The organism is Cyanobium sp. T1G-Tous (genome assembly GCF_024345455.1).
Lineage (GTDB): Bacteria > Cyanobacteriota > Cyanobacteriia > PCC-6307 > Cyanobiaceae > Cyanobium_A.
The window spans coordinates 162,102-174,573 of record NZ_JAGQBD010000001.1 but is presented as its reverse complement, the minus strand read 5'-3'; the positions used below and the strand labels follow the sequence as shown (position 1 = coordinate 174,573).

The window sequence follows — 12,472 nt, the reverse complement described above, 5'->3', positions numbered from 1 at the left end:
CCGTTGCTTGAGCTGACCCAAATCGAGGCTTCTTCGGCGGATGCCACTGCCGGATACACCGTGCCGGTGTGGCTCACGGCAGCAGCCCGGGCGGCCCTGGTGACCCTGCTCGGCCAGCCTTGGCAGCGTTACCAGCCCCTTTGGCTCCATCCCGAAGCCGAGGCAGCCGGCGAGCTGCCCGCCCAGGTGCCGGTGCAAGCGGCCGCGCCCTTGGCCGATGGCTGGGTGCTGGCCATGGCCAGCTGTGATCCGGGGCCGGAGGTGCTCGACCTCACCCGTGGCCTGCAGCTATGGGTGCAATTGCGCTGGCTGGAGGGGCCAGGCAAATGGCTCGAGTTGAGGGCTGGCGAGGGGGTGGGGGTGCTGCAGGCCAGTGGTGAGGCGTGTGTGTCGGCCTATGCCGAACAGCTGCTCGAGTGCAACCTGCGGCCCCTGCTGCCGCAGGGACGGCGTTTGGAGTTGCAGGTGGTGATTCCAGAGGGCAGGCGTCTGGCCGAGCGCACCAGCAATGCCGCCTTTGGCGTGGTGGATGGCCTGGCCTTGATCGGCACCCAGGCTGAGGTGCAGCGCAGCGCCGGCCCCGACCAGCTGGCCCAGGCCCTTGCGGCTCTGCGCGAACGCGCCGCAGCGCCTGCTTTCTGCGGCGATCTGGTGCTGGTGATCGGTGAGAACGGGCTAGATCTGGCGCCCAGGCTGGGTTTGCCGCCTGAGCTGCTGCTCAAGGCGGGCAACTGGCTCGGACCGCTGCTCGTGGCGGCGGCTGAGGCCGGTGTGCGCCGCCTGCTGCTGCTGGGTTATCAGGGCAAATTGATCAAGCTGGCGGGCGGCATCTTCCACACCCACCACCACCTGGCCGATGGCCGCGCCGAGGTGCTTACGGCCCTGGCGGCCTTGGCCGGGCTGGGCGGGGAGGCCCTGAAAGCCCTCCACGACGCCCCCACCGTGGAGGCGGCCCTCGCAGAGCTGGCCCAGCGGGACGCTCCGCGAGCCGAGCGCCTGCGTCAGGCCATTGCTGCGGCGGTGGAGCAGCGCAGCCTGCGCTACTTGGCCCGCTATGGCCAGGAGTCGATGGCGGTGGGGGCCGTGCTGTTCGATCGCTCCCGCCAGATCTGCGGCCAGGGCCCGGTTGGCTTGGAGTTGCTCACGGCTTTACGCAGCCCTGCCCGGAGCGACGCCTAGGCTGGTCCGAATGCTCCAGGGTCCAGCGTTGTCGATGTCTTCCACCGCTTCCCCTACCGCCCCAGTGCCCCAGCTCGACGCCACCTCCCAGTCGACGCGCTATCCGGCGATCGTGATTCTTGATTTCGGCTCCCAGTATTCGGAGTTGATCGCCAGGCGGGTGAGGGAAACCGAAGTCTTCTCCCTGGTGATGGGCTACACCACCACGGCCGAGGAGCTGCGGGCGATTGCCCCCCGGGGCATCATTCTCAGCGGCGGTCCCAGTTCGGTCTATGAGCCGGGGGCTCCCGTGTGCGACCCGGCTATCTGGGAGCTAGGAATTCCGGTGCTGGGCGTTTGCTACGGCATGCAGCTGATGGTGCAGCAGCTGGGGGGCTCGGTGGTGGCCGCCGGTCGGGCGGAATACGGCAAGGCTCCGCTGCACGTTGACGACCCGATCGATTTGCTCACCAACGTCGAAGACGGCTCGACGATGTGGATGAGCCACGGCGACTCGGTGGAACGGCTACCCGAGGGCTTCTTGCGGCTGGCTCACACCGACAACACCCCAGAGGCCGCCGTCGCTGATCACCAGCGGCGCTTATACGGCGTGCAGTTTCATCCCGAGGTGGTGCACTCCACCGGCGGCATGGCCATGCTGCGCAATTTCGTTTACCACATTTGTGGTTGTGAGGCCGATTGGACCACAGCAGCTTTCATAGACGAAGCGGTGGCTGATGTGCGCGCCCAAGTCGGCGATAAGAAGGTGTTGCTGGCTCTCTCGGGAGGCGTTGATTCCTCCACCCTCGCCTTTTTGCTGCACAAGGCGATTGGCGACCAGCTCACCTGCATGTTCATCGATCAAGGCTTCATGCGCAAAGGCGAGCCTGAGTTTCTGGTGGAGTTTTTCGACAAGCGCTTCCACATCAACGTGGAATACATCAATGCCCGCGAGCGCTTCATCAGCAAGCTCGATGGCATCACCGACCCGGAGGAGAAGCGCAAGCTGATCGGCACGGAATTCATCCGGGTGTTTGAAGAGGAGAGCAAGCGCCTCGGCCCCTTCGACTACCTGGCCCAGGGCACCCTCTATCCCGATGTGATCGAGAGCGCCGGCACGGGTATTGATCCCAAAACCGGTGAGCGGGTGGCGGTGAAGATCAAAAGCCACCACAACGTCGGCGGCCTGCCCAAGGATCTGCAGTTCAAGCTGGTGGAACCCCTGCGTCGTTTGTTTAAAGACGAGGTGCGCAAGGTGGGCCGCAGCCTGGGCCTGCCCCAGGAAATCGTTGGCCGGCACCCCTTCCCCGGTCCTGGTCTGGCGATTCGCATCCTCGGTGAGGTCACCAGCGAGAAGCTCAACATCCTCCGTGACGCCGACCTGGTCGTGCGCGAGGAGGTGAAGGAGGCGGGCCTCTACAACGAGATCTGGCAGGCTTTTGCCGTGTTGCTGCCGGTGCGCAGCGTGGGGGTGATGGGTGATAAACGCACCTATGCCTTCCCGATCGTGCTGCGCTGTGTCTCCTCGGAAGACGGCATGACGGCCGATTGGTCTCGCCTTCCCTACGACCTACTCGAGAAAATCTCCAACCGCATAGTCAATGAGGTCAAGGGCGTGAACCGGGTGGTGCTCGACATCACCAGCAAACCGCCGGGCACCATCGAATGGGAGTAGCCCGGGACGCCGACTTTCGATACCATCGGCTCCCAGCCCATACGTCGTGACTGCCGCCTCCGCGCCCCCCAGCCCGACACCCCCCGATCCCGACATGCAGCGACGGCTGCAGCAGGACAGCATCGTCCTGGCCGGCAAAACCATCTATCTCAATCCCTTTCTGTATTGGCGCCGTTTCGATGCCAATACGGACCGCTGGCTGCGGGAGCCAGGCCAGTTGATGGAAGAGCAGATCGCCAGCAACCGGCTGCGCTTCTATCCCGAGGTGGACTGGGAGCTGCTGGAGGAGGGCGAGCGGGCCGCCAAAGATGGCGCCGTCGAGATGTTCCTCAAGAGCCTGGAGCTGATCAGCACCTTCAACCCTGAGCTCTCGGCCGGCCATCTGCTCGAGGTCGAGCGCAAGATGGCCGTTACCAAGAAGAAATCATTTGAGCGCTGGGTGACCCGCTCCCTGCGCCGGCGCCAGCAGGAGGAGGAGAAGGCCCGGCGGCGCTTCGACCGGGAGCGCACCCTGCGGGGCTGGGGCGAATGGCTGACCCTTGACGTCACCCGCCAGGCCTTGGTGCCGTTGGCCTCGCTGCTGGTGATCGCCGTGGCGGCGGGCTGGTGGTGGGGTAGCCAGCAGAACTGCCGCCAGGTGATCCTTGATCCAGGGATCCAGCGGCTGGCTCCCTGAGCACCGGGCTGCAGGCAGGTCAGACTGTGGTTCCTGAGCCAGGAACGCCGCCATGGCCACCGACCCCTTTGATGCTCTCCGGCTCACCTTGATGCAGGACGTACTGCCCGTGGGTTTGGCGGTGGTGGAGCGGGCCCGTAAGGGCGGGGCTCGCGAGGTAATGGCAGCCTTTGACGGCCAGGAGGCCGATCCCCTCGGCAGCCTGCGGCAGGAGGGCGAGCCCGCCGCTAGTCAGCTGCGCCAGGGTTTGGATCGGGTCAGCCCCGGCCTGGGCAACCCGGTGATGAAGGTGGAGGTCCACGATGTGGCCACCGAGATGGCCGATCCCCAGGATGCCTTAGAGCTGCAGCAGGGTCTGGCCCGCATTGCTGCTCGACTGGAGCAGCTGGAGCAGCGACTCGAGCCCAACGCCTGACCATGGCATTTGGTCCAACCACCTCCCGTCACACCGGCATGGGCCGTCAGTCGGCCCTGCTGCTGGCTGTGGTGTTGCTGTTCAGCGGTGCCATGGTGGCGCGGTTGGCCTGGTTGCAGTTGCTGCATGGCGCTGAGAACCGCGCCAGGGCCGATGAAAACCGAATCCGGCTGCTGCCCCGCAACCCGATCCGGGGTCGCCTTTTGGATCGTCATGGCCAAGTGATGGCCACCAGCCGGCTCACCTACAACCTCTACATCCAGCCGCGGGAGGTGGGTGATGCCCAGTGGCCGGCCCTGCGGGACCGTCTGGCGACGGTGGTTGGGTTGCCTGCGGCCCTGCTGGACGAGAAGCGCCGCAGCGGCGCCAATGCGCAGGGGTTCCGCATCGCGTTGGCCAGTGGCCTCAAGTCGGAGCAGGTGCTGCGCTTCCGGGAGCAGGCCGCCGGGCTCCAGGGCGCCGAGGTGGATGTGGACATCCTGCGCAGCTATCCCCACGGCCGCCTAGCAGCCCACGTGCTCGGTTACACCAGCGGAATCACGGAAGAGGAATACACCCAGCTCCAGCCCAAGGGCTACCGGATCCAGGATCGGGTGGGCCGTAGTGGGGTCGAGAAGCAGTTTGAGGGGCACCTGCGCGGCGAGTGGGGCGGCCAGCAGGTGGAGGTGAACGCCGCCGGCCAGGTGCAGCGCATCATTGGGGAGAAGTCTGCTAAGGCTGGCCAGGATCTGCGCCTCACCCTGGACCTAGCCCTGCAGCAGGCGGCAGAGAGGGCCCTCGATGGGGTGCGCAAGGGGGCGATCGTGGCGCTCGATCCCCAAACCGGTGCAATTCGTGCCCTGGCCAGTCGGCCCACCTTTGACCCCAATGTTTTTTCGCCAGCGCCAAGTTCAAGCCAGTGGAGCAGCCTCAATTCCCCCGATGCTCCCCTGCTGAATCGCGCCTTTCAGGGCTTTCCACCGGCCAGCACCTTCAAGATTGTCACCTCTGTGGCGGGCCTGGAGTCGGGCCGCTACACGGTCGACTCGAAGGTGATGACGATGAATTCGTTCTGTTATGCGGGCCTTTGCTACAGCGACCATGGCGCCCATGGGGCCATCGGTTTTCCTTTCGCCCTGGCCGTGAGCAGCAACACCTTCTATTACCAGGTGGGGCTGAAGGTGGGCCCCGATGAGCTGTTCAAAGCCGCCCGGCGCATGGGCTACGGCCAGGTCACCGGCATTGAGCTGGTGGAGGAGGAGACCCCGGGCTTGCTGGGCGATCAGGCCTGGAAACAGGAGGTGCTGGGTGAGGGCTGGACACCCGTGGACACCATCACCTCGGCCATTGGCCAGGGGGCCCTGCAGGTGACCCCGATCCAGATGGCGCGGCTTTATGCCGCGGTGGCCAACGGTGGTTGGCTGGTGACGCCCCACCTGGTGGAGCGCCCCACGAAACGCACCTGGATCGGCCTTAAGCCGGCCACCCTGCAGGTGTTGCGGGATGGGCTGCGCCAGGTGGTGACCATCGGCACCGCCAAGCTCCTCAATGATCCCAACCTGCCTCCGGTGGCTGGCAAAACCGGCACTGGCGAGGATCCACCCCGGCCGGATCACGCCTGGTTTGGTGGTTATGCCCCAGCTGATAAGCCCACCTTGGTGATCATCGCTTTCGGGGAAAACTCCGGCGGCTATGGCGGCACGGTGGCAGCTCCCATGGTGAAGGCTTTGATGAATACCTGGTTCCGGGGCAGCCTGCCGGGGCAGCCGCCCCAGTCCTGATTCAGGCCACCAGTTGCAGGTCGGGCTTGGCCAGCAGGCGCTGGTAATAGCCGCGCAGTTGTTCGGTAGCTCCAGCCCAACCCCAGCGCTCGGCCTCCTCGCGGGCGTTGTTGCGCAGTTCGGCCCGCTGACTGGCATCGCCAAGCAGGCGCTGCACCGCTGCAGCCAGGCTGCCTTCCTGGTCTGGTTCGTAAAGGCAGCCATTGATCCCATCGCTGACGATGTCGGGGATGCCACCGCGGTTGGCACCCACCACCGGGCAGCCGGCCGCCATGGCCTCCAGCAGCACCAGGCCCAGGGTTTCGGTGCTGGAGGGGAATAGAAAAGCGTCGCCGCTGGCATAGGCAGCCGCCAGCTCTTGCCCGGCTAGGTAGCCCACGAAATGAGTGGGGGTGCCGGCAAAAATCTTCTCGAGTTGCAGGCGGTAGGGACCATCTCCTACTAGGGCCAGCCGGGCATCGGGCATTGCTTCAAGCACGGGCCGGATCCGCTCGATCTGTTTTTCCGCAGATAGCCGGCCGATGTAGAGCAGCAGCTTGCCGGTGTCGCTCTGGCCATTAAGCAGCCGCTGGCGCATGGCATCGGAGCGCAGCGACGGCTGGAACAGCTCAGTGTCTACGCCGCGTTGCCACAAATCGGTGTGCTGGATTCCTTTCTCACTTAGCTCTTGCACCATGGCGGTGGAGGTGCAGAGGTTGAGCCGGGCCTGGTTGTGGGCAGCTTTGAGCAGTTCCCACAGCAGCGGCTCCAGCATGCCCATGCCGTAGTGCTCGAGGTATTTGGGCAGATGGGTGTGGTAGCTGGCTACCAGTGGATAGGCCTTGGTTTTGGCCAGCCAGATGCCGCCGAGCCCGAGGACGGCGGGATTGACAACGTGGACAAGATCGGGCTTGAAGCGATCCAGGGCTTCTGCCACCGCCGGACGAGGCAGGGCGAGTTTGAGTTCGGGGTAGAGGGGCAGGGGCATGGCTGGCACCCCCACCACCTGGGCTCCCATGTAGGTCTCCGGGGCGCCTTCCGGGCAGAAGATCAGCACCTCATCGCCAGCCGCCACCAGATGCTGCACCGTCTTGGTGAGCCGGGTGACGATGCCGTCCACCTTGGGCAGAAAGGTTTCGGTGAAAAAGGCGATCTTCAAGGGTCTGGAGTCGCGCCTCAGGCCGTCTTTTGGATGGCCTGAGCCTGGGTTTGGGTCCAGGCGGATTGGCAGGGGATGCGACTGCGGTCGCAGCGATCAGCCCAGCGGCGGGCCACATCAACCACTTCAGCCAGCAGGCCGTCATCGAGGGTGGTGGGGTTGAGACCCAGTTCGATGAAGCAGCGGTTGTCCACGATCAGATCGTTTTCGACGGCTTCATTGCGCGGATTGGGCAGGTAATTGATCTGGGCGTCGGTGAGAGCCGCCACCTTGCGGGCCAGTTCACCCACCTGGTGGCTTTCAGTCATCTGGTTGAAGATCTTCACCCGCTCGCCCCTGGCCGGCGGATTTTCCAGGGCCAGCTGCACGCATTTCACCGAATCGCGGATGTGGATGAAGGCGCGGGTCTGGCCGCCGGTGCCGTGCACCGTGAGCGGGTAGCCAATAGCTGCCTGCATCAAAAAGCGGTTGAGCACTGTGCCGTAGTCGCCGTCGTAGTCGAAGCGGTTGGTGAGGCGTGGGTCGCGCTCGGTGGCCTCGGTGTTGGTGCCCCAGACGATCCCCTGGTGCAGGTCGGTGATGCGGATCTGATCGTTTTTGTTGTAGTAGAGGAAGAGCAGCTGGTCCAGCGTCTTGGTCATGTGGTAAACGCTGCCCGGGCTGGCCGGGTGCAGGATCTCCTCCTCGAAGCGGCTGCCGTCGGGCTGGGGCACTTCCACCTTGAGGTAGCCCTCGGGGATGGTGGCGCCGCGGTGGGAGCCGTAGCCGTACACACCCATCGTGCCTAGATGCACGATGTGGATGTCGAGGCCGCTCTCCACGATCGCGGCTAGCAGGTTGTGGGTGCCGTTGACGTTGTTGTCGACGGTGTAGCGCTTGGTGGCGCTGCTTTTCATCGAGTAGGGAGCTGCGCGCTGCTCGGCGAAATGAACCACCGAATCGGGTCGCTCGTGGCGTAGCAGCTCCAGAAGCCGGTCGTATTCCCTGGCGATGTCCAGATGGACAAACCGCATTGGCTTGCCGCCCACCTGTTCCCAAGCCTTGAGACGGTCGCCCATGGTGGCGATCGGCGTCAGCGACTCCACCTCCAGGTCGACGTCGATCTTGCGCCGGCTGAGGTTGTCAATGACCACCACCTCATGGCCCGCATCTGCCAGGTTCACCGCGCAGGGCCAACCGCAGAAGCCGTCGCCACCGAGAACGAAGACCTTCATTGCAACGCCCATTCCGAAAACCCCAGACCCCTGCAGGACGAGCGGATGCTCCGCTTCGCAAGCTACTACAGGCGTTCAGCTTCAGCTCCCTACCCGGCCAACCTCGGGTGAGCTGGAATTGGCGTTTGCCCGTATGGGCAGCCGACCGGCGTGGAAGGCGCTGCGGCCGGCCTCACAGGCCATGGCCATGGCCCGCGCCATCGCCGGGGGGTCTCCTGCCAGGGCAATGGCGCTGTTGATCAGCAGGGCGTCTGCGCCCATTTCCATGGCCTGGGCGGCCTCGCTGGGCACGCCGATACCGGCGTCTACCACCACGGGCACCTTGGCGTTTTCGATGATCAGGGCGATGTTGGCGGCGTTGCGGATGCCCTGGCCCGAGCCGATCGGCGAGCCCAGGGGCATCACGGTGGCGCAGCCAGCCTCTTCGAGTCGCTTGGCCAGGAGTGGATCGGCATTGATGTAAGGCAGCACCGTGAAGCCCTCCTTCACCAGTTGCTCAGCAGCTGCCAGGGTGCCGAATGGATCGGGCAGCAAATGACGAGTGTCTGGAATCACCTCCAGCTTCACGAAGCAGTTGTCCTCCTGGCCTGCCAGCTTTGCCAGCTCCCGTCCCAGGCGGGCCACCCGGATCGCCTCCTCGGCGGTGGCGCAGCCGGCCGTGTTGGGCAGCATCCAGATGCGCTGCCAGTCGATGGCCTCCAGCAGGCCTGCATGGCCGGCAGCCTGGCTCTGCACCCGACGCACGGCAACGGTCACGATTTCGCAGTCGCTGGCGCTCAGGCTGGCCTGCATGGCCGCCAGGCTCGGATATTTACCGGTGCCGGTCATCAGGCGGCTGCGGAAGCTGCGCCCACCGATCACAAGTGGATCCTGGTGGGTGTGCGGTTCGCTGGTGGGAGCGGTGGTGACCACGGGGCAGGGCCAGATCTCGGCAACGGTCCTAGCCTCCCACTAGTCGGTTTTGTTGTTGTGTCTTTCGCCGTTCTTCGTGCTGCCCTGCCTCTGGCGCTGTTGCCAATGGGTTTGTTCCCGGCGCAGGCTGCTACACCCCTGGCCAGTGAGGCCTTTGTGCCTTTTACTGCTCCCGCGGCTGCCAGCGTTGGTGGTGAGTCGCTCAGTGGTCTGGGAGGTGCGGAGACCTTTGATCCAGTTGGCCGGGCCCAGCTGCTGGCCGGGGAGATGCCGCTCGTATGGAGTGGTACTTATCAATCCTTTGATAATTCCCAGATTGTGAGTGCTGAGCTGCGGCTTGCCTCGGTTAAGCCGATGGGCCAGATGATCGACCTGCGCGGCGAACTTACGGTGGGTGGGGTTACCACTCCCGTGCAGGGCAACCTCAATGCCGAATCAGACCAGCTTGACCTGCTGATGCTCTGCCAGTGCGAGGTGTCGGGCCTGGAGATGGGAGGGGTATTTACGGGTCTGCAGGGCCTGCAGTTGTCAGGCTGGCAAGCCCCCCGTCTCACCAGCCGTGGCGGCCGCCTGGATCTGCGCCCCCTATCAAGTGCAAGTGCTAGCCGCGTCGTTGCACCAACCCGCGGTGCTGCAGTGCGCGGGCTTTGGTGAAGGTTGACTAGATAATCGCTTAGGCCGCCCGATTCAGGCCGGCCTTGCGATCGAGAAGTTTTAGACGTTTGCGGGCGGTTTTGTTGTTGGCGTCAAGGGCAATCACCTGCTCATAGGTCTGCTTGGCCTCTTCCAGCTTCAGCTGCTTTTCTAGGGCGAAGGCAAGATTATTGAGCGCTACCGGGTAGGCGGGCTTGGCTTCCAATGCCAGCCGGTAATGGCGAATTGCCGTTTTGTAGTTGTTTTGAGCGGCCAAGGCAAAGCCCAGGGCGTTTTGAATCACTGCTTGGGCTTCAGCCGGTTCTTTAGCGGCTTCGGCTTTCTTTAGAGCTTGCTTGAGTGATTCGGCGGCTTGGCCGTACAAGCGCTTACGTAATTGCACTGAGCCAAGCTCGTACAACGTGGCCGCGTTTGAGGGTTTAGGGCCCTCGCTACGCTCAAGCTTGGCCAGGGTGACTTCATCTGAGCGCACTCGCCAGATTTGACGGGCCACTACAACAGCAGCGACCCCCAGCAGAACGATCAGCCCAATTAGGTAGGCCTGGGGAAGGAGGGCGTCCAAAAAGACCTACCAGTGGAACTCAGTTTGAAGCAGCACCCACGACGCTGGTGAAGCTGCCGGGGTCGACCACGGCAAGCTGGGCCAGCATTTTGCGGTTGATGCGGACGTCTGCTTTCTTTAGGCCACCCATAAAGCGGCTATAGCTCAGGCCATTGAGCCGAGCTGCTGCGTTGATCCGGGCGATCCAGAGACGGCGGAAGTCGCGCTTGCGACGACGGCGGTCCCGGTAGGCATTGCAAAGCGCCTTCATCACCCGCTGGTTGGCGGTGCGGAAGAGGGAGCCATTGCCGCCGCGGAAGCCACGGGCTAGGCGAAGAATCTTGTTACGGCGTTTGCGGGCAACATTGCCCCTCTTGACGCGTGACATAGCAGTAGATCAGGAAGATAGAAGTGAAAATCGGCCGAGGTCGCGCTCAGGCGTAGGGGAGCATCGCCCTCACGTTGTCCGCATCGCGCTCATCAACAAGAGCCATTGTGCCCAGATGACGCTTGCGCTTCGGGCTCTTGTGATCGAGCAGGTGGTTGAGGAAGGCCCGGCGCCGCAGAAACTTGCCGGTGCCGGTGGCCTTGAACCGCTTGGCGGCTGCTTTGCGGGTCTTGAGCTTCGGCATTTCTCGGGTTGCGGCGGGCACAAACAAGCAGAGTACGACGTGGCAGTGCCCTCCTCCAAGACCCCTCTTTTTAAGCAATGTTTTCAGTCCGGTCCTCTTCGGCCCAATCGTTGTTGCCGTTAGCCGTTTGGGCCAGCACGCTGCTGCTCGCGGGGGGATGTCGGGCCGCCGCACCTCCCAGTTCACCTGGATCCGGCCCTGGTTCCGCGCTGCATTGGCCCGTGCAGCCTCCGCCGGCAGTGGCGGCCACAGCGCCGGTGCTCTGGGTGGCCCTGGCAGCCCATTTGGGTCCGCCTACTCCCTTGGAGCTACGCAGCGCGGCTGGAAACCTCACCCTGCTGAGTGCGACGGGCCAGCGGTTTCAGGCGCCCCGGTTGCAGTTGCACTGGCGCAGGCTGCCGTTGGCCCAGCCCTTAGCGCTGCGCCGTCAGGTGTGGGGGCCCTTTGCCAGCTACGAGAGCGCCCAGGAGGCTGCTGGCCGTTGGCAACTGGCCGGTGCTACGCCAGTGATTGCCCACCCGGCCGAGTGGGAAGTGTGGGCCGCGCCCGATGCCCATGCGCCCGCTGGAGTTAGGCCGCGGCTGGTGGAGCAGCTGCAGCGCGATCGCCTGGTTTTGGAGCTGCGGCGCCCGGATGGCCCGATTCGCCTCGAGGGCCCCTTGCGCTTGGAGGCCCCGGGGGGGCTGCGCTGGCAGGGGGGGGTGTTTGCAGGTCCGTTCCGGCTGAAGGGAGATGCCTACGGCAGCTGGTCATTGGTGGAGGAGGTGCCCTTAGAGCGCTACCTACTTGGGGTTGTTCCCCATGAGATCGGTGCAGGCTCCCCCGCGGCGGCCCTGGCTGCCCAGGCGGTGCTGGCCCGCACCTGGGCCCTGCGCAACCAGGAAAGATTCGTGGTGGATGGCTACCACCTATGCGCCGATACCCAATGTCAGGTGTACGCAGACCCCCGCCAGGCCGGAGCAGCCGTACGCCAGGCGATTGCCACCACCCAATATCAAGTGTTGAGCTGGCAGGGTGCGCCGATTCACGGCGTGTATCACGCCACAAATGGGGGGATTGCGGCCGGGTTTGAGGAGGTGTGGAGTGGGGATGCCCTGCCCTACCTGAGGCCGCGGGTGGATGGTCCGCCGGCCGTTGCAGCCGCTGTGGTTTTGCCGTTGCAGCCGGCCCGGCTCGGAGCGGCCCTGGCGTCTACCGCCCGCGCCTATGGCTTCGACCATCCCCGCTTCCGCTGGTCTCGCCAGCTCAATTCGGCCCAGATTCAGCAGGCCTTGAGCCGCGCTGCCCTGCCCTTGGGCCTGCCGCCCACCCGGCTGGCGGTGCTGGAGCGGGGCCCTAGTGGACGGGTATTGGCGCTGGAAATCCAGGCGCAGGGAGCCGGCGGAGTTCGGCAGAGCGTGGTGCTGCGCCGTGATGCGATTCGCCGCACCTTGCGGAAGTTGCCCAGCACCCTGTTTCTGTTGCGGCCCGACGGCCCGGGTCGCTGGATTTTTGAAGGGGGAGGGTTTGGCCACGGCGCCGGCCTGTCCCAAGCTGGAGCTATCGACTTAGCCCGGCGTGGCTGGAGCCTGGCTCGCATCCTCGATCACTACTATCCGGGCACCAGCCTCCAGTCCCTCAGGGCGTTGCCAGCCATCAGCCCCCTGTCCCAGCCCGGCTCGGCCGCCAGTTCCCCTTAGAGTTCGGCGACTTTCGGG

General features: G+C 64.7%; 13 protein-coding genes. 7 read left to right on the top strand and 6 right to left on the bottom strand.

What is annotated here, in order from left to right; translation table 11 throughout:
• The first annotated feature begins 21 nt into the window (after positions 1-21).
• From cbiD to mrdA, 5 genes are all read left to right on the top strand, one after another.
• The gene (gene cbiD / locus KBY75_RS00850) at positions 22-1,179 is read left to right on the top strand and encodes a cobalt-precorrin-5B (C(1))-methyltransferase CbiD (protein ID WP_255022697.1); all 1,158 of its coding nucleotides are present in this window, start codon (positions 22-24) and stop codon (positions 1,177-1,179) included.
• 34 nt (positions 1,180-1,213) lie between these two features.
• Positions 1,214-2,833, top strand: coding sequence for a glutamine-hydrolyzing GMP synthase (gene guaA, locus KBY75_RS00845; RefSeq protein WP_255022602.1), 1,620 nt, complete (start codon positions 1,214-1,216; stop codon positions 2,831-2,833).
• Positions 2,834-2,927: 94 nt separating this feature from the next.
• The gene (locus KBY75_RS00840) at positions 2,928-3,509 is read left to right on the top strand and encodes a hypothetical protein (protein WP_255022696.1); all 582 of its coding nucleotides are present in this window, start codon (positions 2,928-2,930) and stop codon (positions 3,507-3,509) included.
• Positions 3,510-3,561: 52 nt separating this feature from the next.
• On the top strand, positions 3,562-3,924 hold the full coding sequence (locus KBY75_RS00835; protein ID WP_255022601.1) for a hypothetical protein: 363 nt from the start codon (positions 3,562-3,564) through the stop codon (positions 3,922-3,924).
• A gap of 2 nt (positions 3,925-3,926) precedes the next feature.
• On the top strand, positions 3,927-5,684 hold the full coding sequence (gene mrdA, locus KBY75_RS00830) for a penicillin-binding protein 2 (protein ID WP_255022600.1): 1,758 nt from the start codon (positions 3,927-3,929) through the stop codon (positions 5,682-5,684).
• Between the two features lies 1 nt (position 5,685).
• Here mrdA and KBY75_RS00825 read toward each other — a convergent pair whose 3' ends face one another.
• From KBY75_RS00825 to KBY75_RS00815, 3 genes are all read right to left on the bottom strand, one after another.
• Entirely contained in the window at positions 5,686-6,822 is a 1,137-nt protein-coding gene (locus KBY75_RS00825) for a glycosyltransferase family 1 protein (protein WP_255022599.1), read from the bottom strand.
• A 17-nt stretch (positions 6,823-6,839) separates the two neighbouring features.
• Positions 6,840-8,036: an NAD-dependent epimerase/dehydratase family protein gene (locus KBY75_RS00820; RefSeq protein WP_255022598.1), complete on the bottom strand. Its 1,197-nt coding sequence runs from the start codon at positions 8,034-8,036 to the stop codon at positions 6,840-6,842.
• Positions 8,037-8,117: 81 nt separating this feature from the next.
• On the bottom strand, positions 8,118-8,948 hold the full coding sequence (locus KBY75_RS00815; protein ID WP_255022597.1) for a thiazole synthase: 831 nt from the start codon (positions 8,946-8,948) through the stop codon (positions 8,118-8,120).
• 105 nt (positions 8,949-9,053) lie between these two features.
• On the opposite strand from KBY75_RS00815, the gene KBY75_RS00810 reads away from it, so the two are divergent.
• Entirely contained in the window at positions 9,054-9,602 is a 549-nt protein-coding gene (locus KBY75_RS00810) for a hypothetical protein (RefSeq protein ID WP_255022596.1), read from the top strand.
• 19 nt (positions 9,603-9,621) lie between these two features.
• Here the strand turns inward: KBY75_RS00810 and KBY75_RS00805 are convergent, their stop codons facing one another.
• Genes KBY75_RS00805 through rpmI form a run of 3 tightly spaced genes read right to left on the bottom strand, consistent with a single transcriptional unit; the run spans position 9,622 to position 10,775 of the window.
• Complete coding sequence (locus KBY75_RS00805) at positions 9,622-10,164, bottom strand: tetratricopeptide repeat protein (protein ID WP_254960548.1); 543 nt, start codon at positions 10,162-10,164, stop codon at positions 9,622-9,624.
• Positions 10,165-10,183: 19 nt separating this feature from the next.
• Positions 10,184-10,531: a 50S ribosomal protein L20 gene (gene rplT, locus KBY75_RS00800; RefSeq protein ID WP_254960547.1), complete on the bottom strand. Its 348-nt coding sequence runs from the start codon at positions 10,529-10,531 to the stop codon at positions 10,184-10,186.
• A gap of 46 nt (positions 10,532-10,577) precedes the next feature.
• Complete coding sequence (rpmI, locus tag KBY75_RS00795; RefSeq protein ID WP_254960546.1) at positions 10,578-10,775, bottom strand: 50S ribosomal protein L35; 198 nt, start codon at positions 10,773-10,775, stop codon at positions 10,578-10,580.
• A 221-nt stretch (positions 10,776-10,996) separates the two neighbouring features.
• Between rpmI and KBY75_RS00790 the strand changes: the two genes are divergently transcribed.
• Complete coding sequence (locus KBY75_RS00790; protein WP_315859032.1) at positions 10,997-12,454, top strand: SpoIID/LytB domain-containing protein; 1,458 nt, start codon at positions 10,997-10,999, stop codon at positions 12,452-12,454.
• The last annotated feature ends 18 nt before the right edge of the window (positions 12,455-12,472 follow it).